Source organism: Rubinisphaera italica, from assembly GCF_007859715.1.
GTDB classification, from domain to species: Bacteria; Planctomycetota; Planctomycetia; order Planctomycetales; family Planctomycetaceae; genus Rubinisphaera; species Rubinisphaera italica.
Map to the genome: position 1 here is coordinate 6353717 of NZ_SJPG01000001.1, position 25379 is coordinate 6379095.

General features: G+C 46.8%; 18 protein-coding genes. 4 read left to right on the forward strand and 14 right to left on the reverse strand.

Annotated elements, in window-relative coordinates; all coding sequences use genetic code 11:
* The first annotated feature begins 39 nt into the window (after positions 1-39).
* The 3 genes from Pan54_RS24325 (at position 40) to Pan54_RS24335 (ending at position 2690) form a co-directional block, all read left to right on the forward strand.
* A complete protein-coding gene (locus Pan54_RS24325) occupies positions 40-552 on the forward strand; it encodes a carboxypeptidase-like regulatory domain-containing protein (protein WP_146506028.1) in 513 nt (170 codons plus the stop codon).
* Between the two features lie 316 nt (positions 553-868).
* The gene (locus Pan54_RS24330; protein ID WP_146506029.1) at positions 869-1396 is read left to right on the forward strand and encodes a carboxypeptidase-like regulatory domain-containing protein; all 528 of its coding nucleotides are present in this window, start codon (positions 869-871) and stop codon (positions 1394-1396) included.
* Positions 1397-1880: 484 nt separating this feature from the next.
* Positions 1881-2690 (forward strand): DUF1571 domain-containing protein, encoded by an 810-nt coding sequence (locus tag Pan54_RS24335; protein WP_165441960.1) that lies wholly within the window; start codon positions 1881-1883, stop codon positions 2688-2690.
* 362 nt (positions 2691-3052) lie between these two features.
* On the opposite strand, the gene Pan54_RS24340 is transcribed toward Pan54_RS24335, so the two are convergent.
* The 14 genes from Pan54_RS24340 to Pan54_RS24405 form a co-directional block, all read right to left on the reverse strand.
* Positions 3053-4309: a hypothetical protein gene (locus tag Pan54_RS24340; protein ID WP_146506031.1), complete on the reverse strand. Its 1257-nt coding sequence runs from the start codon at positions 4307-4309 to the stop codon at positions 3053-3055.
* A gap of 7 nt (positions 4310-4316) precedes the next feature.
* Positions 4317-5714, reverse strand: a complete 1398-nt coding sequence (locus Pan54_RS24345) for an MBOAT family O-acyltransferase (protein ID WP_146506032.1) — start codon at positions 5712-5714, stop codon at positions 4317-4319.
* 536 nt (positions 5715-6250) lie between these two features.
* Positions 6251-7090 (reverse strand): CheR family methyltransferase, encoded by an 840-nt coding sequence (locus Pan54_RS24350; RefSeq protein WP_146506033.1) that lies wholly within the window; start codon positions 7088-7090, stop codon positions 6251-6253.
* On the reverse strand, positions 7087-8214 hold the full coding sequence (locus Pan54_RS24355; RefSeq protein WP_165441961.1) for a protein-glutamate methylesterase/protein-glutamine glutaminase: 1128 nt from the start codon (positions 8212-8214) through the stop codon (positions 7087-7089). The genes Pan54_RS24350 and Pan54_RS24355 overlap by 4 nt, the downstream gene beginning before the upstream one ends.
* 272 nt (positions 8215-8486) lie before the next feature.
* Entirely contained in the window at positions 8487-10499 is a 2013-nt protein-coding gene (locus Pan54_RS24360) for a PAS domain S-box protein (protein WP_207310216.1), read from the reverse strand.
* A gap of 91 nt (positions 10500-10590) precedes the next feature.
* Positions 10591-11061, reverse strand: a complete 471-nt coding sequence (locus Pan54_RS24365) for a chemotaxis protein CheW (protein WP_146506035.1) — start codon at positions 11059-11061, stop codon at positions 10591-10593.
* Positions 11062-11094: 33 nt separating this feature from the next.
* Positions 11095-14034, reverse strand: coding sequence for a hybrid sensor histidine kinase/response regulator (locus tag Pan54_RS24370; protein ID WP_146506036.1), 2940 nt, complete (start codon positions 14032-14034; stop codon positions 11095-11097).
* Between the two features lie 139 nt (positions 14035-14173).
* Positions 14174-14452: a hypothetical protein gene (locus Pan54_RS24375; protein ID WP_146506037.1), complete on the reverse strand. Its 279-nt coding sequence runs from the start codon at positions 14450-14452 to the stop codon at positions 14174-14176.
* Positions 14453-14503: 51 nt separating this feature from the next.
* Entirely contained in the window at positions 14504-14869 is a 366-nt protein-coding gene (locus Pan54_RS24380) for a response regulator (RefSeq protein WP_146506038.1), read from the reverse strand.
* Between the two features lie 46 nt (positions 14870-14915).
* Positions 14916-15407, reverse strand: coding sequence for a chemotaxis protein CheX (locus tag Pan54_RS24385; RefSeq protein ID WP_146506039.1), 492 nt, complete (start codon positions 15405-15407; stop codon positions 14916-14918).
* A gap of 593 nt (positions 15408-16000) precedes the next feature.
* Positions 16001-17029 (reverse strand): HD-GYP domain-containing protein, encoded by a 1029-nt coding sequence (locus Pan54_RS24390; protein ID WP_146506040.1) that lies wholly within the window; start codon positions 17027-17029, stop codon positions 16001-16003.
* A 640-nt stretch (positions 17030-17669) separates the two neighbouring features.
* Complete coding sequence (locus Pan54_RS24395; protein WP_146506041.1) at positions 17670-19199, reverse strand: YifB family Mg chelatase-like AAA ATPase; 1530 nt, start codon at positions 19197-19199, stop codon at positions 17670-17672.
* Positions 19200-19379: 180 nt separating this feature from the next.
* Positions 19380-19832 (reverse strand): hypothetical protein, encoded by a 453-nt coding sequence (locus Pan54_RS24400; protein ID WP_146506042.1) that lies wholly within the window; start codon positions 19830-19832, stop codon positions 19380-19382.
* Positions 19833-20017: 185 nt separating this feature from the next.
* Complete coding sequence (locus Pan54_RS24405; RefSeq protein WP_146506043.1) at positions 20018-21391, reverse strand: outer membrane protein assembly factor BamB family protein; 1374 nt, start codon at positions 21389-21391, stop codon at positions 20018-20020.
* A gap of 403 nt (positions 21392-21794) precedes the next feature.
* Here Pan54_RS24405 and Pan54_RS24410 point away from each other — a divergent pair, with 403 nt between their 5' ends.
* Positions 21795-25238: a pyruvate carboxylase gene (locus Pan54_RS24410; protein WP_146506556.1), complete on the forward strand. Its 3444-nt coding sequence runs from the start codon at positions 21795-21797 to the stop codon at positions 25236-25238.
* Positions 25239-25379: the final 141 nt, after the last annotated feature.

Here is a 25379-nt window from a genome sequence, read left to right on the forward strand (position 1 = left end):
GGCCTGAAGAAAAAGCTCCACAACAAAGGATCATGGACGATGAAAATTAGTTTCCTCAAAAGTGCTGTCGCCGGTTTAGCCTGTCTTGGAATGGCGATGCCAACTCAGATTATGGCTGAAGGCGTTTCCACCAATCAGGTTGCCAGCAAAGTTCAAATCGCTGATGTTGCGTTGACTCAAGGCATGCTGAACGGAAAAGTTGTTGACTCTCAAGGCCAGATCATCAACGGAACTGTTGTAAAAGTCAGCCTCGGCAGCAAAGTTGTCGGATCTGCAGTAACCAATGCCAACGGTGAATTCGCTGTCAGCAATCTGGATAGCGGTTTGTACCAGGTTTCAACAAGCCAGTCTCAATCAGTCGTTCGACTCTGGGAAGGCGAAGTTGCTCCTCCGGCAGCCAAAAGCAAAGTTCTGATCGTCAACGGTGCAACCGTTCGTGCTCAGGACAATCCTTTTGACTATGTTGTTCTCGGAACAGCTGTTGTCGGTGTTGCCCTCGGTGGTGCTGCTCTGGCAGATGGTGGTGGCGATACAATCATTGTCAGCCCATAATTTTGCCCCGATTTGAGAATAATTGCACTCATCAACCTGCCCAGAATAGGAATAACAATCATTCCTATTTTGCCGGCAGGTTGAATGCAATTTTGCAATTCCGCGAATTGCAAGTCTCACTGCTGAAGCCGATCCCGGATTCCACCCGAAGGTAGATATTGTACGGTTGATACCGTTAACACTGGATGCGTTCCAGTCTACTGAGGCGGAGTCCGAAATTCGTGTGAGTATAAACGGATTTCGCAATATCGCCTGAATCTCAGGTAAAATGCGCTAACGTGCAGTTTTGCTGAAATCACACGAAAGGATTTGGGGGATGAAAGGTTTCACTCTGATTGCGAATTCAATGGTCGGACTGGCTTGCCTGGGAATGGTAATTCCACAAGTTTCCGCCATGGCTGAATCACCGTATACGCAATTTGCACAAAAGATACAAATTGCAGATATTGCGGTAATTGATGGCGTTTTAAATGGCAAAGTGGTTAACACCCAAGGTCAACTTCAAGCTGGCGTCGCCATTTCTGCCTCTCTCCAAGGCTCCCTTGCCTCCCAGGCTACCAGTAATGAGGCGGGAGAATTTGTTCTTTCGAATCTCGGAACTGGTTTGCATGAGCTACAAGCTGGCGAAACCATTTCAACGGTACGCATCTGGAACGGAGCAGCCCCTCCTTCTGCCAAGTCGAAAGTATTATTAGTCACTGGCTCCACAGAGCGTGGTCAGATTTTATCCAACAGGATCATTGGTATGAGTACTCTCACGACGACCGTTGTTGTCACCGGAGCAATTATTGGAGGTGTAATTATCGCCAACGATGATGATGAGAATCCTCCTGCCAGCCCATAATGGAATGACGATTAAGAGTGAGTGTCACCTGTAAAATTTGCTCATTTTCAGTTAGTATCTAAGCGTGAAATACAAAAAAATATGATTTCCCATCAGTGACACCCCATGTGTCAGGATGAGAAGAAAAATCAAAATGCCTCCAGGATAACTTGGGGGCTTTTTGCATTTAACGCTGCTTTTTTAGACGGATTTCGATTCTGGATATTCGTTTTGAAGTCCCATCTGAAGTTTTTGGCGTTTTCAATGCGGGAATCCTCAGGTAGAATAGCAGCAAGAAAAATAAAACAGGTATAAGTTTCAGTCAGTGATATATCTACTACTGACGGGTAGCTTGGCAATTTGGAGAGTTTTTGCGGGGACTGTCGTTTATAACAACCTTTCCTGCACCGAGTTACTTGATTAACAACTCGTAATTCGACGATAACTATTCTGGATGAAACGCTCATCAATTCTTGCACTGCTAAAACATTTACGGAGAGACGCCGTGAAATTTCGATCAAAATTCCAAAACTTTCACACAATCGTGGCATGGTCTGCTTTTGTAACTCTCTGCTTGTGTGTTGTTAGCCCGACTGCAAGTTTCGCCCAAAATCAGTCCAAGGTTCCTGAAGGACATCCCTTTGCACCTGTTGTGCAGCTGGCCAAAAAAGCACAGCAGGCTGTCGATCAGGTGGTCGACTACGAAGCCGTTCTGACAAAGCGGGAAATGGTCGGTAACGAACTGACAACGACTCAAATGGAAATCAAAGTTCGACACCAGCCCTTTAGCGTTTATCTGAAATTCCGTGAACCTCATGCCGGTCGCGAAGTGATGTATGTCGAAGGTCAAAATGGAAATAAGATTCTGGCACACGAAGGCTCGGGACTGACATCGCTGATCGGAACCCAATCCCTGGACGTCGATTCCAGCTTGGCAATGAAGGGGAACCGATACCCAATTACAATGATTGGGATTGAGAATATGATCGAAAAGTTGATTGCGACATGGGAATACGAATCCCAGTACGGTGAATGCGATGTCAAATACTATCCCAATGCTCAATTAGGAAATGTCGAATGCCGCGTGGTGGAAACATCCCATCCCACACCTCGACGCCAATTCAAATACAGCACAATGCGACTGTACCTGGAAAAAGAGACGAATCTGCCAATTCGCTGTGAATGCTACGGCTTCCCAGCGGCAGCCGGGCAGAAGGCTCCACTGATTGAAGAATACACTTACACGAATCTGCACACGAATAAAGGTCTTAACGACTTCTCGTTCGATAGTAAGAATCCAAGCTATCAGTTTTAGACCATTTTCAAATGGTTTCTGCAGTCGCTTGGACTCCAAATGGCCGTAAAACACTGAGTTTGCTCCTGCCGAACGCTGCGGGTGATTTTTGAATAGGCTCTGGAGCATTTCTAAATGCAGTGTGCCTTAGCATGTACGATTATTTCCATCAATCGCTGCATTTGCTCAGGCAGAACGTGGAAAATTGATTTTGGAAATGGGCCAGGGTTTCTCGAAAACCAATTTCTTCTGGTGTATTTCAAAATTGAATCCACCAGACAGTCTGCTCCAATTTTCGATGCCTTTATAGTCCAGGCCATGTGAGTGTCAGGACTTTACTCCGCAATTCACGGCTCGAATCAGGCGGCTTTAGCCATTGCGATTCAGTGATTTGAACGTGGCATTTCGGGATCGGAAGCGATTTGTTGAACAGATTGATCCGCACCTTGAATCGCACGATAATCGGTCATGAAGTCATCAAAAATATAGAATATTTGATGATGAAGGAAAACGACGTAATCGGGTCGGACGTCACCCATAACGACTTCCAGCCATTTCCTGACTTCAGGGTTCTGCCGAGCAACGTTGTAATTCACTGAAATCACTTCGCCAAAATAGCGGGCGAGGTCGGGATTCAGCATTGGCGTAAAAGATTCGCCCACGACCAGAATGCAATGATTTCGTTTTGGGTTGACTGTGTACCGAGTGTGATTCAACGGAGGGAGTTTCGGATAGACATCTGAGGCTGTCTGATCAGCGATACCCAGTTGATTCCAGACTTCTGGACGATAAACCTCCGTGTTGTGGCTGATCATCTCATAACTGGCGAACTGATTCAGGTCCGAAGTGGTGGACTCATACTGGAATTCTTCTGATTTTGGTTCTTCGTACTGTTCGATGCCGAAATGTTCTGCGATGCAACTCGCCATTAACCTGGTGTATCTTCCTGTATGCCAGTGAAAGTTCTTTTCCGCATACAGAGGATATTGTGCGTTTGCTTGACGGATGCGTGCATAGGGACACAGCATAAATCGTTCACGGACTGGTTTGGAAACGGATTGCATAACCCTCAGGCTTTGAGGAGCCTCAATCACTTCTGGATCGGCCTGTCGTTGAATGAATTCAGGCAGGTTCTCGAAATCCAACACGTGACTTGTTGGAATAGAAATCATGACACTGGGAACTGGTAAACACTTCAGAAATTCGCCATAGGTTTCGACTTGGGCTACCTCTTGGGGTATTTTTTCTTCATCGATCTGAATCGGGGCCAGAGCAGCCGCGTATTTTCTGTCATCAAAGTGACTCCCTAAATAACAATGACCATTCTTACCGAGCAATAACTGAGAATTTGGCGTCGTATGCAGACCTTGAATACAAAGTTTGCCATACAGTTGAATACTCTGTTCTCGAAGCGGAAAGCGATCATTAAAGGCTTTTTCAAAAGCATTGGGGTAGGAAGAAAGTTCTGTGATCGTCCTGGGAGTTGAGGGATAGTTTTGCGGGCTCCTCTGCTCAGTGTTTAGAAAGCTGATCTCGGACTGACGGCCAGTTCCCAAAATGCTCAGTACAAGCGGGAGCCAAATTATTCCCAGAAAGAGAACAATCAATACGATTTTGGAATTCCGATGATCACACGACATAATTCTCTCAGAATCGGAAATACAGAAATGGATTGTGGGTTCCATTGACCAGGAGCAGCATGGATGTTCCCATGAGCATCATGATATAGAGGGGTTCAAAACCCACTCGAATTCGAGGAGGGATGCGAGCCAGGGACTGCTGGACTGGCATCGAAAAAACGATTCCGAAAAAGATCGCCAATAACAGATCCGTTTTAAAGGGATACGCCCAAAGCATGCCGGCTCCCTGACCCGCCATCGCAGCAAGATATCCTGCTGTTTGTTCGAGTGTCGTTGCCCTGAACAGAACCCAGCCAACCAATACAACGAGTAAGACATAACACCGCCGAACTATGTTGGGCACCTTAGCTGTGAGGTCTTTGTGAATAATTCGCTCAAGGGACAGGAAAGCTCCGTAGTAAGCTCCCCAGAGAATGAAATTCCAACTGGCACCGTGCCATAAGCCGCAAAGCAGGAAGACAATCCAAAGATTGACGATGGTTCTGAGCTTGCCGTTTCGGTTTCCTCCCAGGGGAATGTAAAGATAATCCCGGAACCAGGTTGAGAGTGAGATATGCCAGCGAGACCAGAAATCCTGAATTGAGACTGCAATATAAGGATAGTTGAAATTCTCCGCAAATCGGAATCCGAGCATTAACCCCAATCCGATGGCCATATCCGAGTATCCTGAGAAATCAAAATAGATTTGCAATGCATAGCAAATCGCCCCGATCCAGGCGTGCTCGATACTCAGGTCTTCGACAGGAAGTCCGAAGGCAACATCTGCGTAGACCGCAAGTGTATTCGCAATGAGAACTTTTTTGGCGAGCCCAACGACAAAACGTTTGATGCCTTCGTGAAATTTATCAATTGAGGTTACCCGTTCGATGAGTTGTCTGGAGACATCTTTGTATCGAACGATTGGCCCAGCCACGAGTTGAGGGAAGCAGGTGACATAGCAGGCAAAATGGGTGAAACTCTTCGCAGGAGAAGCATCCCTGCGGTAAACGTCAATGACGTAACTCATTGCCTGGAACGTGTAGAAACTGATCCCCAGCGGCAACGCGACATCAAACCAGCCCGCTCCGAGAATTGGGTCGAGCGAATCGCCCAGTAAGAAACCCGAGTATTTGTAATAGGCCAACGGAATGAGATTCGCGATGACGGCAAACGCCACAAGAATCTTCGCACGGCTTGCAGATTCCTGAGTCCGATCACAAATCAACTTTCCGATTCGTGCAGCCAGAACATAATTGAAGATCAGCGATAGCAGCAGAAGAACGACAAGCCGGCCTTCGCCCCATGCATAAAAGGCTAGACTCGCAATCAGCAGAAACTGGTTCCGTTGATCCTTGCCAGTCAAATAATAGACGGCAAGGACAAGTGGCAGAAACAGGCACAGAAAGACTAATGAACTGAAGAGCATCTGTTTATCATCTACTGAATTGGTTCATCCTGTTTGTTTCACCGCGAAACATTTGGCAAACAGGATGGCATCCTGGATTCGAGCCTTTTCCTGGCGGGAATGTATAGCGGCTTCCCATTTTAACTCAAGATGAATTTCTCAGACTAATCATAACCCGACGTGTCAGTTTTGAAGTTGCACTCCTTGTTTTCGATTTCAGCGTTATCACTGAAGAAACAGGAGTACTCTGTCTTCCGTTCAATGTCGTTTGCGGTGTGCCCCTGCTGTCTTGCCCAGCAGTGTTTATAACGGCTTTGAATTACAGAATCGGGCGATATTTAGCGATCGTTGGAATAGTAGGGTGCGTCCTGACGCACCGGAATCAGGGTTAGGATTCAATTCGAAAGCGATAAGCGAATCGCGGAGGTTTCATTTTGGATTTGAGAGTCAATAACGAAATCATCTCGGCAGAATGGTGCGTCAGGACGCACCCTACTTGTCTACTCCGAGACGACATGAAAACTCTTCCAAAACTTCCAGTAACAATTATGTGATTGTCAACAAGGTTGTTCCAGTAAATTGGGGCGATAGTAAACAGACCGGCAATGTCGCTGAGGAGCCCAGCGTTGGCCATACCCCATTAAATTTTCTGACGTTCCGACAATCAAAACACCATGTGTTTCCATCACATTTGCCAGACGTTCGAAAAGGTCTCTTTTGACTGGCAGATCGAAATAAATCGCGACATTGCGACACAAGACGACATCGAATCGTCCTAAAGCCGTCAGTGGGTTAAGCAGATTTCTCTTCTCGAACGAGACGAGACTACGTATCTGATCACAGATCTGCCATTCCGAGCCAACTCGCGTGAAGTATTTGGCTTTGATATCAGCAGGAATACCGCGGCTCATTTCGAGATCGCTATATCGACCTCGACTTGCATGAGCAATAGCTGCTTCTGAGATATCTGTGGCGTGAATTTGAATATTCCAATTGTGAATATCTGGAATCATCCGGTGCAGCATCATACCAATGCTGTATGGTTCCTGACCGCTGCTACAGGCCGCTGACCAGATCCTGAGCTTTTTGGGAAATAAGGTACCAGATCGGGCGTCAATGATCTCGGGAAGTGCTTTGTGCTCCAACGCCTGATAGGCGGCATCGTCACGAAAAAACAGCGTTTCGCGAGTCGTAATGGCATCAATCAGTGCGATACGCAGTTTATCATTGAGCGGAATGGAACGAATCAATGCCTCATAACTTGTCAAACCAAAACTATTCAACAAAGGTTTTAGACGCGATTCGATCAGATAGGTTTTACTTTCGTCCCATTGGATTCCGCAAAGTTCATCGACTTTGCGGCAAATCATCTGGACTTCTATTGCTGACGGTGTCATACGAAGCACTCCTGAGTCGAGGCCCGCTGGACCGCTTGAGAAATTTGATTGAGCGGTAAAATTGCATCAACAATTCCGGCTTCTGTCGGAAATCGAGGCATTCCGTAGACAACGCAACTCTCTTTATCCTGAACGAAAACCTTTCCATGGGCTTTCTTAATCGCCTGTGCCCCCAGGAACCCATCGCTTCCCATACCGGTCATAATGACCCCCAGAGTCTTACTGCCATATTCTTTGACTAAAGATCGAAAAAGATAATCAACAGCAGGTCGACAACTGTTTTCTGGTGGGTCGTCAGTGAGTTCAATGATCTTGTGCATTCCATCATTGGTAACACGCATTTGAAGTCCACCTGGAGCGATGTAAACTACCCCCTTGTTAACCTTCTCGCCCTGCTCGGCTTCTTTCACTTCCAACGGACTCTGTTGATTCAAGTTTTGAGCAAGCGACTTTGTAAAGAGCGGAGGCATGTGCTGCACAATAAGAATGGGCAACGGAAAGTCTCGCGGAAAGTTGGGAATCACTTGTTTGAGAGAAGCGGGTCCGCCTGTCGAGACGCCAATCCCGACCACACCTTGATCAGAAAGCCAGCCGATATTTGATTGACAATTATTTTCAACTGGACTGGCAGTCAATATCTTTGGGGGAAGTGAGGGAACGACTGCAGGTGCAGGGGTATTCACTGGCCGTTTGCTCGGCTCATGATCGCAATTGACATGATCCTGAATCAATTTGACTCTCACAGAAATCTCTTTGACGAGTTTCTGCATGTTCTCTTCTCGAGAGCTGCCTTGCGGCTTCATTATGAAGTCCAAAGCGCCCGCATTCAGGCATTCAATCGTTTCTTTTGCTCCAGCCTGGGTGACTGAGCTAAGCATGATGAATTTTGAAGGGCATTGCGTTTTATTAACAGACTTGAGGACTTCCAGCCCGCTAAAGACCGGCATTTCCAAGTCAAGCGTAACTAGATCAGGTTTGAGTTCCTGGATTTTGTGGATTGCCTGTCGACCGTCACCAGAACTTCCGACGATTTCAACATTGGGAATTTGGATGCACGCCTGGCGAACAATTTGACGAAAGATCAGGGAATCGTCCACGATAAATATTCTAAAGGAATCAGCCACGAGGTCATTTCTCCATGAGAAGATGTCCGAAGAATACTTCTTGAAGTATTCGGACATCTGCAATTTCTGCTTGCCATAGCCGTGGAAAGCATGAATGTGTTTTAGTGTCTATCAAATCTCTCAACATTGGCGGCACTGTTTGAATCTGATGTCATTTCGCGAAAACGCTTGACAACAAAATTCAGCACAAATGAATCGAGGGAGAGTTATTCCTGAAGAAGACCGCACTGCTGGAAAATACAGTGCGGTCTTTTCCGTTTCAGCAATTCTTCTTAGTACTTGAAGTTCGACAACAGTTTTCGCAAAGATTCTGCCATGGCAGAAAGCTCGTCGGCAGATTTCTGTGATTCTGCAGCTCCATCTGTTGTTGAGTTTGCAGCTTCTGCGACGCGTGAAATGTTACCGGTGATTCCCGTAGTTCCGGTGGCCGCTTCAGAAACCGAACGACTGATCTCGCTGTTAGTCGCGGACTGTTCTTCAACAGCACTTGCGATCGTATTAGAGATTTCGTTGATCTTGCTGATCACACTTGTGATCTCAGCGATCGCATCTACAGATTTTGTCGTATCCGACTGAATCGCTTCAATCTTCTGACTGATATCTTCAGTGGCTCGTGCCGTTTCCTTGGCCAGTTCTTTCACTTCGTTAGCGACAACAGCAAAGCCTTTGCCAGCTTCGCCTGCTCGAGCGGCTTCGATCGTCGCGTTCAATGCGAGCAGATTCGTTTGCTCTGCAATTGAGTTAATCACTTTGACAACTTTACCAATTTCTGCACTGCTGACACCCAGCTGAGAAACGGTTCGGTTTGTTGTTTCAGCAACTTTCACAGCCACAGTTGCGACATTGAACGCTTCGTTGGCATTGGTTGAAATTTCACGAGTTGAAGCGTTCATTTCTTCAATGGCTGAGGCAACAGTCTGAACGTTTTCATTAACCTGTTGAGCAGCATTGGCAGCAAGATTAGCCTGGCCGCAAGTTTCACTGGCGTTGTTGGTCATCTCGCTACTGACAGATTTGAGTTGAGCCGAAGCACTGGCCAGTTGCATGGCAGCATCGGCGACCAGAGAGAGGACTTTCTTTTGCTCAGTGACATCGGTCGCGTATTTGACAACCTTATAGGGTTTGCCCTTTAGATCCATAATCGGATTGTAAGACGCCTGAATCCAGATGATATTTCCTTGCTTAGAAAGGCGTTTGTATTCGCTAGCTTGGTATTCTCCCCGATTCAATTTATCCCAAAAGGACCGGTATTCCGAGCTTTCTACGAAATCCTTTTCGCAGAAGATACGATGGTGTTTGCCCTTGATTTCTTCCAGGGTGTAACCGACCGCTGAGAGGAAGTTGTCATTCGCGCTAATCACTGTTCCATCCATATTGAATTCAATGACAGCCTGGGATTTGCTGATGGCTGAGATCTGACCAGAGTAATCCGCGTTTCGAGCTTCCTGAGAACGTTTTTCGGTCACATCTTCCCACTCAAGTGTGTTTCCAACGTAATCCCCCTTGGAGTCATAAACTGCTGTCACGTTCAGCGAAATGGTCAGAGGTCCTAAAGGGATGTCTGTTTTATAAGGCAGATTTCTTGGATCCGAGAGCATTTTTCTCTGATGGCTGGGATCTTTGTGAAATTTATCAATACAGGTTCCCAGAAGATTGTTGAGATTAAACGAGGGAAAGACTTTACGCAGGACATCCTGATATTTCGTGAGTAAATCTATTGTTGCTTTATTGTGATAAGTGACAACAAAATCGCGGTCGACCATCATGAAGGCCGCATCTGAGTTTTCGATAAGGTTTTGTAAACGAAACGCCTCTTCCTTGGATTTGACTTGGTTTGTGATGTCCGTTGCAAATTTGGTAACCTTCAGGCATCGTCCATTTTCATCAAGGATGGGGTTGTATGAAGCCTGAATCCAGACTTCCTTTCCATCCTTTCCAATTCGCTTGTACTCAGCAGATTCATACTGTCCGCGATTCAATTTTTCCCAGAAGGCACGATATTCCTGGCTGTTCGCATATTCGGCTTGACAAAACATTCGGTGATGTTGTCCAACCACTTCGTTCAGGGAGTACCCGAGTGTTTTCAAAAAGTTCTCGTTAGCATCGAGAACGATTCCATCCATATTGAATTCAATCACAGCCATCGATTTGTTAATGGCTTCCAACTGACACTTCAGATCAATACTCTGTTTCTTAGTATCAGGGGCCTGGGGATTGACTTCAGTGGCCTGATTGTTGACGATTTTTTTCAGGCGGTTTTTGCTACTGGAAAACGTAGAGATCATTTCAAAAGCTTTCTTAGAGGGGGTAAGGAAATCTAGAGAGTTATTGGTTCACGAAACAACATCGAGTTGAATTTGACTTCTTTATTCGAAATCAATGAGTCAACGAAACAGAGAGAACGTTTGCGATATTCAGTACCGAGATCACTTTATTATCGGTATTGATAATCGATTCAAAATAATCATAATTTGACTGGTGAAGATGTGAGGGATAGTCTTCAATTAGATCGCAGGAAAATGTGCAGACATCATCCACGTGATCGACCAGCATCCCGATTCGTTCATCCCCCAGGTCAACGACAATCGCTTTTTGCGATTCAGTGGACTCGGCTTGTGGATACCCGAGCAGAATTCTCAGATCAATCAAAGTGACGACCTCTCCTCGAAGATGAACAACTCCACTCACATAGGAATCGACGGCCGGAACACGAGTTGGTTCGATATGGCGATTCAATTCCTGAATGTGATCGATATTGATTCCCATCCAGGAATCTTCCACGCGGAAGGTCACCAATTGGATTAAATCCGCTTTTTGCGGCAAAGCGATTGCTCTGTCGTTTTGCATCAACGTTTCTCCTATGAGAATTGATAAGATTGCTTAAGAATGACTGATATAGCGGGACAGAGTTTCAATCAGTTTGGCTCGATCCAGTTTGATCATGTGTTCTGTAATACCGACCGCCTGACTCCGAGCATGACTTTCACTGTCGGCCAGAGAAGTCACTGCGATCACAGGGATGTGGTTCCAGTGATCACTGGCTCGTATCTTCTGGCAGAATTCAAATCCATCCATGACTGGCATCTCAATATCTGTGATCACAAGATCAAATGATTCCTGAGTTGACTTGAGAAATTCCCAGGCTTCGGACCCATTTTCAAAGTCGTAGACTGTCCAGTTTTCTTCTTCCAGAAAAGACTTCATCTTTGAGCGAAAGAAGTTGGAGTCTTCTGCGAGCACGAGTTTCCCGGCACCAGTGTTATTGTGAGTGACTGACAATTTGTCAGGGATCATGTGGGGATATTCACTTTTGGCCATCTGGAAAATATCGAGAACCCGAGTTGTTTTCTGATTTACGATTGTGGAACCCAGTAAACCAGCCGCTTGAAGTGTTTGCGTATCCAGTTCGGTTCCAATTCTATGAGTGTCGAGAACTTCGGGGGTGATCAGTCCCACTTCAGAATCAAAGATCTGGCAGACGACGATATATATTTCGCTGCCGAATTCGATCGGTCGTGTATGGAAGTGTCTCTCCAGTGAGAGTAACGGTAAGCTGCTGCCGCGATACTTCATCACCAGTCGACCATCAATCGTCTCGATTTCGGCAGGGGAAATCTTTTCAATGCGGGAGATTTGAGAGATGGGAATGGCGAATTGCTCATCGGGATGATTGGCGATCATCAGGGCTTCCAAAGTCTCCTGATCATCATGTTTCTCCAACAACTCCTGTCGCTCAACATCTGAGGTTTCGATTAAGCCAATTCGTTTCTGGTTGGCCAATCCCGCAACATCGATAATGAATGCGATTTGACCATCACCCAGAATTGTTGCACCCGCCAGCCAGCTGACATTCTTGATGTGACGCCCGAGTGGTTTGACCACGATCTCCTCAGTGTCATGCAACGCATCGACAATCAAACCGAACTGAATTTCACCGTAATTTAAAACGACGATATTGATAGAATCGGCAAGTTCACCGTCGGCCTGCGGTTGGTTATTCGAATTCACATCCACCAGCGGCAGCAGGTTACCGCGAAGCCTCAGAAGTTTGGTTCCACGAATTTTTTCCATTCTGCTCGACCATTCACTTCTCTGTACGCGTACCAGTTCCGAAACAGACATTTGAGGAACGGCATACCGATTCCCTCGGGAACTGACGACCAGAGACGGAATAATGGCCAGAGTCAGCGGGAGTCGAACGATGAATCTGGTCCCTTTTCCCACGTTCGTTTCCACATCCACGGTCCCGCCGAGCTGTTCGAAATTGGTGCGAACAACATCCATCCCGACACCGCGTCCACTGACATCGCTGATCTGATCGGCTGTTGAAAATCCAGGATGAAAAATCAGCCGGACCGCTTCTTCTGTGGAAAGCTGTTCGGCTTCCGCACTTGTTAATATTGATTTTTCGACCGCCTTCTTGCGAAGTCGTTCGGCATCAATTCCAGCTCCATCATCGCTGATGATGATGTTGACTTTGCCTTCTTGATGAAAAGCATTAAGTTCGAGTCGTCCGACCGCAGGTTTCCCGGCCTTCTGTCGGACTTCAGGAGTTTCCACACCATGATCAACGGCATTGCGTATCAAATGGGTCAGTGGATCGCCGATGCCTTCGATGATCGTTTTATCGAGTTCGACATCTTTTCCTTTGATATCGAGTTCACACTGTTTATTCAGTTTCTGACTCAGATCCCGCACAATTCGCGTAAACTTGTTGAATACGTTTCCAATTGGCTGCAGTCGAGTTTTCATCACTGCTTCTTGCACTTCGCTTGTCACCTGATCAATTCTGGAGGCGACTGAGAGCAGAACGCGGTCATTTTCAGAACCGATCGTCTGCAAGAGTTGATTCCGTCCCAGCACCAACTCGCCGACCAGATTCATCAATCGATTCAGGACAGTGACAGAAACACGGATGCTACTTTCAGCAGTGGGAGGTGCTGTCACCGGTTGAACTTTAGCTGAGGGCTTGTGAGCAATTTCTGTAGTCAAAGAAACATCGTGTTGATGTTTCTCGATTGAATTATCGGTTTCGCAGACAGGGGTATTGTCCTCAACACCTGGCTGCTCCACGATCTGTTGAGCAGGTTTGATATTTTCGACAGGAAGCATGAAGAATCGGGCGAGAGACTCCTGATCCAATTGTGTGGCAATGCTGACCGTCCAGGGAAGTGGGGAATTGGTTTGATTCGCGTCCCAGTTCGTCAGGGCAGCCGAATCGAGATATCCTCCCAGAACTGTTCCTAGATCTCCCAGTCGTTCAATGAAATCCGTCAAATCTGGATTTGATTCCGTGCTTTCAAACAAATCAAACGTGACTTCATAAATTTGTTGACCATTTTCGAGGGCTGCTTGAAAATCGTCTTGAGTACAGCAGGGGGTTTGTTTTACATCGATGGCTGTCTCGACTGGAATCGTGGTCGTTACGGTTTCACGACTGTTTGTAAGTTGTTCGAGTTGAGTAATCTCGTGTGATACATCGTGTTCATTGGACGTATGCACATTTTCGATTAGAAAGCGTAATTTATCGATCGCACTGAGCATCACACCTACTCGATGGGAGTCGATTACAAATTGGCCATTGCGAAGCAGATCCAGGATGTTCTCCAGACTGTGCGCCAGCCGGCCGACCGAGTCCAGACCCAGGAAGCCTGAGGCTCCTTTAATCGAATGGATTGCCCGAAAGACTTCATTCACAATATCGGTATCAACATTTTCACCACTGGCTTCAATTTCCAGCAATTGATTGTCGATACCTTCCAACCCATCTCTGGATTCAACGACAAAGTCGTTAATCAGGTCTACGCAGTCTTCGAACATATCTATTTCCCAATACTACTTCTTTGAATGAACATTCAGTTGGCGAAACGCGGACGCAAACTTTTTCCAGAGCATGTGGATGACAGGACTTTAGTCCGTAACCCAAGACTCGAACCTCTCGACTTCAGCCGATAGGTATTCAGTTAATAAATTCTGATAGGCCGCAGGCTGTTAACGTGCGTTGCACTTGATCTGTTGTCGAAACAATTTGCAGTTCTGGGCTGCTTGATGTTCGTTCGAGAAGGCTTTTAGCAAGAGATGCGATAAACCACGAGGTGACAGATTCAACATGACCAAAATCGATAATCTCGACTTCTTCCATTTGACGGAATTGAGCATCTATCTCTTCAGAAGGGAGCGACAGGAGTTCAATAACACGTAGTGAAGTTTGGGGCTCAGTGCACTGTAAAGTCGACATGATTAATCTCGGTATTTGAAAAGAGTTTTGAATCCAGAAGAACGTATCGACTTAGACTGACGAAGGTATTCTCTGTTCGAGTTTTTTCCTCAAGGCATCCTGAGTAAATGGCTTCACAACATAATCTGTCACACCTGCCTGGACAGCGGCAACGACGCTTCCTCGTTCGGCTTCAGTTGTAATCATGATAAAAGGAATGGTTTTATTGAGTTGACGGACTTCTTTTAGAAATTCCAGTCCGTTCATATTCGGCATGTTCCAGTCACTCAGGACTGCATCGACAGGGATTGTTTTAAAGAGTTCCAATGCCTCCTGACCGTCCCCTGCTTCAAGGACATCTTTGAATCCCAACTGAGCCAGAGCTTTGATGATGATGACTCTCATCGTGCGTGAATCGTCAACGACTAATATTTTCATTGAATTATCTTTCAGGAAAAAAATTGTGTCTTGTAAAACCTATGAACTAATCTTTTGAGGAAAACCCAGCTTCAACGCAAAAGCTACCCATGTCGGAGTCAAACGACAGGCAGATTGGCGTGACGCCTGTTGGATAGTGAACTTCATGACCTTTACCGGAAATCAGGTTGGGAATACTAATACTGAGTGAAAGTGATTCCAGTTTTGCTTTGGCAGCTCCCGCAATCATGTTGGTAATTTCCCCAATAGCATCCATCACTTCTCGATCAATTTCTTCAGCTTTTGTTCCAAGCATGGATTCATAGATATTTAGTGCTGTCTGTTTCTTCACACTTAACACAATGGTGCCGAGCGCATTTCCTGTAATCCCAATCACTGCACTTAATTCATACTCCGGGCTATTCTTGGTTTTCAGAGACAAGCCGCTTCGGGTCGGAGTACAATCGAGCATCATTTCAAATACATCTTTAGTTGATGCCAGAAGCGGATTGATGATTTTGGCTGTGAGTTCAGAAGTTTGTTTGATTGCTGTGCTCATGACGATTTCCCAATAGATCCATTCGAATGACTTGAATGTTGTTTTTCTGCAACATCATAAACTTAGTTCATAAAATGCATCATTTCGGAGATTTAGGGGAAATGCCTTACGTTTTGGTGCAGGTTTGGGGCAAGTGAGCGATTTGTAACGATTGCGTCTAAAATGCCGTACGCTTGCCTAAGAAAAACGAAGGGATATCCCTCAGGATTGCTGACTAAAATAGAAACAATCTGAAATGGAGAGCGTAGATGCACGAGCGACTGTTCAGGATTACTCCTTGATGAATCACAGACAGATTTCAGCTCTCTACGAAATCGCTTAAGCACGCGTAAGCATTCTTGACCTGGAATTTCTTCAATCTCAAACCGAAGGCTCTGCTTTTCAGGCCATTTTCAAATGGAACGCGGTCTGGAAAGGAGCGTTTCTCGTGGCCAGAAAGCCTATGGCTGTGAAACGAGAAGGACTGCTGATGCAGCGATTGGTGACTCGAAATTCTCAACAAGCCTTAATAACAGACCTTACAATGGAAAGGCTCTATTGAGAGGTATGGTGAATCTCTCATGTCGAGAATCAATCGTTTAACTGCGGAAGTATTAGCCCGGAATGGATTGCAGCGTTGAGATCTCATTTTTGTCTTTGTCGAGCAAAAACTTAGACACTGTCAGATCACTCTCCATCAGATTGAGATATTCACTCTGAGACTCAACTTGAACAATCGGGCGAGTCACATCGCTGTTGGCCTGAACTGTTACAGCTTTATTTCCATCACTTAAAAGGACCTGCACGCCCTTAGGATAGAGCCCGATTATCTTAAGCAGTGCATCGACGGATCGTGGCTCAATTTTTCCATCCCGAACCAGTTTCAGCAGGAAGACGAGTGCAACATGCCGGTTGACAGCGTGTCGATACGGTCTTTCAGAAGTGAGAGATATGTAACAATCGACAACTTTAATAATACGGGCAATGGGGCTGATGTTTTTCTCACCGAGCTGTCTTGGATATCCAGAGCCATCCGAAAATTCATAAATCTGCTGTGAAATGCCTGGGATTTTGGGATTTAACCCCATTAGCGTATTCAACAGCTCTGCAAGTTGAAGTGGCATTCGCATGAGTGAAACTTTTTCAAGAACATTCAATACGTTGGGTTGGTTGACCACCGATTGATCCAGTAAAGTAATCCCCAATTTTGAGAAAAGACCAACGATCCCAGCCAACTTGATATCTTCTTTACTCAATGCAAGTGATTGCCCAATAGCCATTGCGAGCAGGCTGTTTTGAACAGCTCCGTCTGTCAATTTTTGATTTTTTGAATATTCGTTTAAGACACGAACGGATTGAGCACCTTCGACGTTAAGAATTTCATAGTACTTCGCCAGCAGTCTGATAATCGAGACACTGTTTTTTTTTCCTGATTCCAAATAGTCAATCATCTTACGGGAGATATTCTGACTGAAATCTCCCAGACTGGCTGCATACTGATGGCGATATTCAGGATCAATCATTTTCCGCCCCAGCCTGAGCATCAAATCCTTTAGCTTCGTCAAATCACTTTCCAGCAATCCTTCGCTTAACACTGATTTTAACGATTCAAAAGATTGCTCTGAAATTCCGTAATCGTTCATGATGGATTTCTTAGGCAAATGAAGAATGTCATGCCATGCATTAAGTTGGATTTGCTGATATAAGTAAACTCACCTAGGTGAGTCTACTACATAAATTACGTCGAGGTGGGATGATATTGAGGTTTAAGGCTTGTATTACCATAAGCAGGGGCAGTATTTCAAGCAGGGGCAGTATTTCAACTTAATTAACCATAGACAGGTGCCGTTCTGTTGAATCACTTATATACGGAGAATGCCGAATGATCGTTAGAACCAGTTTCATGGTACTGGAATTCGCAATCCCGTAATCCAAGGCTTTGACAAGCGTCCAGAAAACTCTGTCAACCCAAGGCGATTGTATTACACACCGAAAGCAGGATCGTAACGACGCTTAGAATCTGGCAGCGATACGATTGCCATTGAGCACCCTGCAGCGTCAGGAAACGATTCTCAAACGAGGTGCGAAGTCCAAGTGCATGAACTTGCTCTCGATCCGAAGTACTTACCGAAAAACTTCTCCATCCCATTCAAAATCGATAAGGCTCGATATCTAGACCATTTTCAAATGGTATCTGCAGTCGCATGGACATCAAATGTCCTAATAACGATGTGCTTGCTCCTGCTGAACGCTGCAGGTAATTTTTGAATATTCTCTAGCAATTCACGACCAGTATTTTCGATCCAGACTTCGATAATTCACCGCTTCACTCAGATGCGTTTCGTCAATCAACTCGCTCGCATCCAAGTCGGCAATTGTGCGGCTGACTCTCAGGATGCGATCGTGAGCGCGAGCGGAGAGGCCCATTTCTTCCATTGCTGCTTTCAGAAAAAACTCTGCATCCGATGTTAGACGACAATGCTGGCGGATTTGTCTTGGCGACATTCGCCCGTTAATCCGATTAGGGGCCCCGGAGAAGCGGCGTTCCTGAATTTCCCGAGCCTGCAACACCTGTTGCTTCATTTGGTCAGAGTTGGTTCCTTCCTGTTTATCGGCCAGTTCCCGAAACGGAACAGCTGGGACTTCAATGTGAATATCGATTCGATCCAGCAGCGGACCGCTCACTTTGGAAAGATATCGCTCCATCTGCAAAGCATTCACCCGATGCCCTGAATCCGGTCCGTAACCGCTCGGGCTGGGGTTCATCGCTGCGATCAACATGAAATCAGCCGGGAATGTTGTGCTGCCAACCGCTCGAGTGATCGTTACATTCTGACTCTCCAAAGGCTGTCGGAGCACTTCGAGTGTTCTCTTATTGAATTCGGGCAATTCATCTAAAAAAAGACATCCGTTATGAGCCAAGGATATCTCACCCGGCTTCGGAATACTCCCCCCGCCCACAAGCCCAGCTTCACTCACGGTATGATGCGGCTCCCGAAAAGGACGTTTCAGAACTAGGGATTCTCCATGAGCCATCAAACCCGTGGCTGAGTGGATTCGCGTTGTCTCCAGACTTTCATCCTGTGAAAGCGGAGGCAGGATGGTTGCGATTCGAGAGGCCAGCAATGTCTTACCTGAGCCTGGCGGCCCTAGCATCAAAAGATGGTGATTTCCTCCAGCTGCGACTGTTAAAGCACGCTTCGCGAATTCCTGCCCCTTAACATCAGAAAAATCGACTTGATAACGGCCATACTCGTCGACGGCCTGTTCCCAACGGAATGGTTCCGGTTCGATTGGTAATGCGCCATTGAGAAATCCGACTGCTTCGGTCAGAGATTGTATCGGTATGACATCGACTCCCTCGACCACACTCGCTTCGCGAACATTCTCGGCTGGAATCAATAGCCCCTGCATCTTCTGTTGTCGGGCTTCCATCGCCATGGAGAGGGTGCCGCGAGCCGGACGTAAAGTGCCATCGAGTGCCAGTTCCCCAACGGCTGCATATTGCGAAAATCGTTCCTGATCCAGCTGCCCGCTGGCGGCTAGAATTCCCAACGCAATTGGCAAATCGAGCGAAGCGGCTTCTTTGGGGAGATCCGCTGGCGAGAGATTGATGACGATTCGGTCGATACATCGAACATATCCACTATTAACCATCGCCCTCTCAATGCGATGTGTGCTTTCTTTAACAGCAGCCTCTGCCAGACCGACAAGAATTGTCTTCGGCAATGCCCCCGGGGAAATATCGACTTCCACCTCAACCGGTTTGGCATCAATGCCATAGAGAGTAAAACTGAGTAACTTGGCCAGCATAAGAATCACATTCGCAGGTGTAGTGACAGAAAGAATCGGTGATCTTCTGTAATCCTGTCAGATTGCAGGACAAAATTCCACTGAAAGCTGGCTTGTCGCTCGATTCTTTGTACTGGCCTATGGGGGGGCACGTCCCATAATGAAGTGATTGGCGTAGTGATTGTATTAAGCCACACTGCTCTATTCGATTAATCCGTCATACGCATAAACACATTGTGTTTTTCTTTGCGTTTCAGGAAAGTCTGCAAACCAAAGTTCCCGTTTTTTTTGTGCACATTCCTTCACCCAGTTGTAAAGGTCTAAGTGAGTGTCAAGCCCTTCAAGCTGTCTATCTTTGTTGCAATCAGGGAAAACCGACTTTTCAACACTAGCCCTCAATGACCATACTGTCTTGATAGTTTCCAATAAGGCGTCGCCAGGCTGACAAACGGCATATCGTAAAGAGATGACTGTACCTTTAAAGTCTGATATTTCTGCTTCTACAAAGAAATCTTCCACATCTAGTAATAAATAACTACTATTGTTGTCAGTGTCGATAAATTCAAAATCTTGCTTCAACAACATTTTAAGTGCTTCATTTGCTGCCACGTGTTTCTTCAGATAAAGTCCAACTTGAAAGTCTTCTGCACCCATTGATTGTCTGTATCTTTTAAGTCAAAGAGATTTCCTTGCCAGATATAAATTGGCCGTGTTGTGCTTTTCCTGACCTAGCCTTATGGCTTTTTCGGCGGGTGGCAAACCAAGAACAAAGTGATGGACTTGGTGATTACACAAAGCCACGCCTTTAACATACCTTAGAGTAGTGCCATCATAATTGCTCATTCCACGACCTTCAGGCAGACAAGTTCTTCCTCGTTGCGAATCAGGATCATTCCTTCAGACATGGCCGGGGCAGAGAATGCGGGTTCTTTCAGTATTGGTTCCGTCGGTTTCTCGAGGATGACTAACTCTTGAGGATTTCGTTGAACGACGGCGACTTTACCCGATTCCCCAATCAGGAAAATTGACTCCCCGGAAATGAGGTGCGTTCCTCGCCCCAGGCCGGAAACCCATTTCCACTGGAGTTGACCGGAGGCCAGATCGACACAGCGGAAACTTTTGTCGGAAAAATGCCAGCCGAAAAGTTTTCCATCGAGGCATGTAAGCGGATTGAACTGGCTGACGAGCGTGCGTTTGTCTTTACGAAGTTCTTCATATTGGCCATCCGGCTGAACGCGTAAATAAATGGTTCCTGCCTGATACGCAGTGAAAATCACAACATCCCCACAAACGACTGGCGTGGTTGCGTTGACGAAATCCTCGGCTATTGCTTTGAAAGGGAAATGCCAGTGAACATCTCCAGTATCAGGATTCAAGGCCACCGCTTCTTCAGCCGTCAGCACAAAGCAGATTCGCTGATCGTGAATTGTTGCCAGTACGGGCTTGGCATAGGAAGCACCGAAATCGGTCGCTGTCCAGAGAACATCTCCATTCTGTTTATCGATGGCAATGACTCCGGCATCAGGCTTGCCGCCGATATTGAGGATGAGTTGTTCACCATCCAGTGTTGGGGTATGCCCGACAGCAAAGACATTCCTGGAAACGTTGAAGTCTTTGGTATAATTCCGTTGCCAGATCAATACCCCTTCTTCAAGTGATAGACATCGCAAGACGCCTTCGGCACTTTGGAGATAAACGAAATTTCCATCGACCAGCGGAGTGCTGTAAGGACCACTGCTGTGTGGTGGGTTCGGGCATACGTAGCTGGTTGGATAGCGATACTCCCAGTTCAGAGTTCCCTCTTTTAAATCATAGACGGATGCAACTTCTTCGTTTCCCAGGCGATGCAAAACAATCGCCTGATGAACTGCGATGATGGGGGAACTGTAGCCCGTACCGATCTCTTTACGCCACACAATTTCCGGTTCGGCTCCCGACCAGCCAATCTCCCGGGCATTTGCATCGGGCATACAACTGTTGCCCAGTGGCCCGAAAAGTTGAGTCCAGTTCGCATCGATAGTTCTATCAAGCGCAGTTTGAGTTTGCCGGAGTTCAATTGGAACGAATTTGCGGAGGGAATTGGGGCCTTCTGGAGTCGCGATCATCAAGGAAGTGAAGGCACCAAACCACAAACCGGCCAGGCCTCCCGAGCAAATCGCGAGAAATAAATAAAGCAAGATGGAAAAAGAACGGCGTTTTGAGCGATGGTTCATGGTGAAGTCAAAATCGTCGATTGCGGGCAGGGTTTAGATTCTCATCCTCAATAGATTCTGGGCTTGCGTCAATCGGGTCCAGAAACTTCTCGAAATCTTCATGCAATTGAAAAATGAATGACGAAGTCGTGTAAACGTAAAAGTTCACAGCCTCAAATTGCGAATTGCTCGAAATTACACTATCTTCGAGAAATCAAAATGATACGAAAATTACCATTTGGAACTCCAATTCTTCACTCAGCCCTCCATGAGACATGGTCTTAAACTGACCATGTTTAAAATGATGGGTGCTCAGACACTGATTTGCTCAGAGACTGGTTTACTGAAAATGTGGATTCCGGGTGCGAATTGCACTCAAACAATTGAATCGCAGAGAACTGCAACACGAAAGTCGCCCACAGATATGAAGTCGATTAAAAAGCTGCTCGTCGCCAATCGAAGTGAGATTGCTATCCGGATTTTTCGATCCGCCACCGAACTGGGAATTAGAACGGTTGCGATTTACTCTTACGAAGATCGTTATGCGTTGCATCGCTTCAAAGCCGATGAAGCCTATCAGATTGGCCGCGAAGGCGAACCGATTCGAACCTATCTGGATATCGACAGCATCATCGAACAGGCGCTCGAATGCGGAGCCGATGCCATTCATCCTGGTTACGGTTTTCTTTCAGAAAATCCCGACTTAGCCAAAGCCTGTGAGAAAGCGGGGATCATTTTTGTTGGTCCTTCCATCGATTCTCTCGAACAACTTGGCGATAAAACAACCGCGCGTCAATTTGCAGCCAAAGCAGGTGTTCCCGTTCTTTCTGGAAGCGGCGAGGCAATTTCGAGTGCCGAAGAAGGCTTGAGGCAATCGAATGAGCAGGGATTCCCAATCATTCTCAAAGCGGCCAAGGGGGGCGGTGGTCGAGGCATGCGGGTGGTCAAATCTGCCGATGAATTTATCTCGGCATTTGAATCAGCTCAACGGGAATCACTCACAGCTTTCGGTAGTCCCGATGTGTTCATTGAGAATTTCATCGAACAGGCCCGGCACATCGAAGTCCAGATTCTGGGTGATCAGCATGGCAATCTGACGCATCTTTATGAGCGAGATTGTTCGGTTCAACGTCGGCATCAGAAGGTCGTCGAAATTGCGCCTGCTCCAAATTTGACAGCTGAAGCCCGCGAAATGCTGCTCAGTTCCGCGCTGGCCATCGGGAAAGCGGTCGGTTATTACGCAGCCGGAACAGTCGAGTTCCTGCTCGATGTGAAAACGAATAATGTTTACTTCATTGAAGTGAATCCACGCATCCAGGTCGAACATACGGTGACTGAAGAAGTCACCGGATTCGATATCGTGAAAGCACAAATTCTGGTTTCTTCGGGACACAAACTGACCGACCCGGAAATTGGCCTGGATCCAGAAAATCCTCCCAAGCCAAACGGATTTGCGATCCAGTGTCGCATCACGACCGAAGATCCGATGAACAACTTTATGCCCGATTACGGCCGCGTTTCACACTATCGGTCGGCCAGTGGGATGGGGATTCGTCTTGATGCGGGAAGTGCATTTTCGGGAGCGGTTGTGAATCCGTTTTACGATTCCCTGCTCGTCAAAGTGACTGCCCACGGTCGAACATTTCCAGAAACGGCTCGAAGAACGCTGCGATGTCTTCAAGAATTTCGTATTCGAGGCGTGAAAACCAATATCCCGTTTTTGACAAAAGTTGTTACGAACGAAGTCTTCCTGAAAGGGGAGTGTACGACTCGGTTTATCGACAATACCCCCGATCTGTTCAACCTGCCTCTAAGGAAAAATCGCGCGACGCGACTGCTGACTTATATTGGCGAGACGATTGTGAATGGCAATCCCATTGTCAAAGATCGCCCTGTCGCCAAACGTCGCAGTGAAGCTCCGGTTCCGAGATATGATCTGACAAAACCTCGCCCCACAGGAACCCGGGATAAGTTCCTGGAACTTGGAGCGGTTGACTTTTCGAAGTGGATCACAAGTCAGCAGCAATTAATGTTCACCGACACGACGTTCCGGGATGCCCATCAATCTTTGCATGCGACTCGTTTCCGAACATACGATCTGCTGAATATTGCAGAGGCCTATTCTTATCTTTGTCCAAATCTGTTTTCACTGGAAATGTGGGGTGGTGCGACGTTCGATACCAGTATGCGATTTCTGCATGAATGTCCCTGGCAGAGGTTGGCGGATATTCGTGAGAAGGTGCCGAATATTCTCACGCAGATGTTGCTACGTGCCTCGAATGCGGTCGGATATACGAACTATCCCGATAACGTCGTGGAGGCTTTCGTCAAAGAAGCCGCGCAGACCGGCATGGATGTCTTCCGCGTGTTCGATGCCCTGAACTGGGTGCCGAATATGAAACTGGCGATGGATGCGGTCATTGAATCCGGGATGATTTGCGAAGCCTCCATCTGTTATACAGGTGATATTTCCGATCCGAAGAAGACGAAGTACGATCTGAAATACTATGTCGATCTGGCAAAACAGTTGGAGAAAATGGGCGCCCATATCCTGGCGATCAAAGATATGGCCGGGCTGTGCAAACCGGATTCAGCGACGCTGCTCGTCAAAACCCTGAAGCAGGAAATCGGCATTCCAATACACTTTCACACGCACGATACTGCTGGAATTCAAGCCGCCTCCATTTTTAATGCAGCCTCAGAACAACTCGATATCGCTGATGCCGCGATGGCTCCCATGTCGGGGGGGACTTCTCAACCGAACTTGAATACCATTGTCGGGGCGTTGCAGTTCAGTGATCGCAAGCCTGAATTGAATCGGGATGACCTCGATGATATCGCTACTTACTGGCGTGCGGTTCGCGAATATTACGCCCCGTTTGAGTCGGCGGTGTTGCCTTCCACATCCGATTTGTATCGCCACGAAATGCCGGGTGGGCAATATACGAACCTGTTCGCGCAAGCTCAGGCGTTAGGGCTTTCCGATCGCTGGTCGGATGTTTGCGATATCTATGCGACCGTCAATGATCTGTTTGGGGATATCGTCAAAGTGACGCCAACGTCTAAGGCGGTTGGGGACATGGCATTATTCATGGTTGCCAACGAATTGACGGCTGAGGACATCATGGATACCTCACGCGAACTCGCCTTCCCAGCTTCGGTTATCGATTTAATTGGAGGCATGATGGGCCAGCCTCCGGGAGGATTCCCAGAGAAAATTCGGCAAATCGTACTCAAAGACAAACCCGGTTTAACCGATCGTCCCGGAGCTTCGCTGCCTGCTGCCAACATGGAAAACGCAAAAGCCGAGGTGCAGAAATTGCTGGGACATGAACCGGAAAATCGGGAAGTGCTTTCGTATCTGCTTTATCCCAAGGTCTATGCCGATTTTGCAAAACATCAGGAAACCTACTCCGATGTCAGCACACTGCCGACTCCAGTCTTCTTCTACGGACAGGATGCAGGGGAAGAATTCGCGGTTGAAATTGAAAAAGGTAAAACGCTGATCATTAAGTATCTGACAAAATCACAGCCACATACGGATGGGACGCGAACCGTCTTCTTCGAATTAAACGGACAACCACGTGACGTGACCATTGCCGATAAATCACTCGAAGGAGATGCACTGCAGACGGTTAAGGCTGACCCGAGCGATCCCAAGCAGATTGGTGCCTCGATGCCCGGCATGGTCGTGACAATTGCGGTTAATCCTGGTGATAAAATCAAAAAAGGTCAAAAGCTTTTCAGTCTCGAAGCGATGAAAATGGAAAGCACGATCAATGCCGAGGTCGCAGGCACTGTCGCCTCGGTCCACATCAAGGCGGGTAGTCAAGTGAATACGGGCGATCTCGTCATTACCTTCGAGTAAGAACGCTGATTAACCTGCTAAAACTGCAAAAAGATTTACCGATATTATTGTTATCTTGAAAGTAGAACGTGGGTGGCGGGGGCGCTCACGAAGAGAAGCCCCCGGTTAATAACTCTTCCGCTGAAGCGGAGCGCCCCCGCC

Coding starts and splice junctions, on each gene's coding strand:
- Pan54_RS24325 (WP_146506028.1), top strand. CDS start 40: ATGAAAATTAGTTTCCTCAAAAGTGCTGTCGCCGGTTTAGCCTGTCTT.
- Pan54_RS24330 (WP_146506029.1), top strand. CDS start 869: ATGAAAGGTTTCACTCTGATTGCGAATTCAATGGTCGGACTGGCTTGC.
- Pan54_RS24340 (WP_146506031.1), bottom strand. CDS start 4,309: ATGTCGTGTGATCATCGGAATTCCAAAATCGTATTGATTGTTCTCTTT.
- Pan54_RS24345 (WP_146506032.1), bottom strand. CDS start 5,714: ATGCTCTTCAGTTCATTAGTCTTTCTGTGCCTGTTTCTGCCACTTGTC.
- Pan54_RS24350 (WP_146506033.1), bottom strand. CDS start 7,090: ATGACACCGTCAGCAATAGAAGTCCAGATGATTTGCCGCAAAGTCGAT.
- Pan54_RS24360 (WP_207310216.1), bottom strand. CDS start 10,499: ATGATCTCTACGTTTTCCAGTAGCAAAAACCGCCTGAAAAAAATCGTC.
- Pan54_RS24365 (WP_146506035.1), bottom strand. CDS start 11,061: ATGCAAAACGACAGAGCAATCGCTTTGCCGCAAAAAGCGGATTTAATC.
- Pan54_RS24370 (WP_146506036.1), bottom strand. CDS start 14,034: ATGTTCGAAGACTGCGTAGACCTGATTAACGACTTTGTCGTTGAATCC.
- Pan54_RS24375 (WP_146506037.1), bottom strand. CDS start 14,452: ATGTCGACTTTACAGTGCACTGAGCCCCAAACTTCACTACGTGTTATT.
- Pan54_RS24380 (WP_146506038.1), bottom strand. CDS start 14,869: ATGAAAATATTAGTCGTTGACGATTCACGCACGATGAGAGTCATCATC.
- Pan54_RS24385 (WP_146506039.1), bottom strand. CDS start 15,407: ATGAGCACAGCAATCAAACAAACTTCTGAACTCACAGCCAAAATCATC.
- Pan54_RS24390 (WP_146506040.1), bottom strand. CDS start 17,029: ATGAACGATTACGGAATTTCAGAGCAATCTTTTGAATCGTTAAAATCA.
- Pan54_RS24395 (WP_146506041.1), bottom strand. CDS start 19,199: ATGCTGGCCAAGTTACTCAGTTTTACTCTCTATGGCATTGATGCCAAA.
- Pan54_RS24400 (WP_146506042.1), bottom strand. CDS start 19,832: ATGGGTGCAGAAGACTTTCAAGTTGGACTTTATCTGAAGAAACACGTG.
- Pan54_RS24405 (WP_146506043.1), bottom strand. CDS start 21,391: ATGAACCATCGCTCAAAACGCCGTTCTTTTTCCATCTTGCTTTATTTA.
- Pan54_RS24410 (WP_146506556.1), top strand. CDS start 21,795: ATGAAGTCGATTAAAAAGCTGCTCGTCGCCAATCGAAGTGAGATTGCT.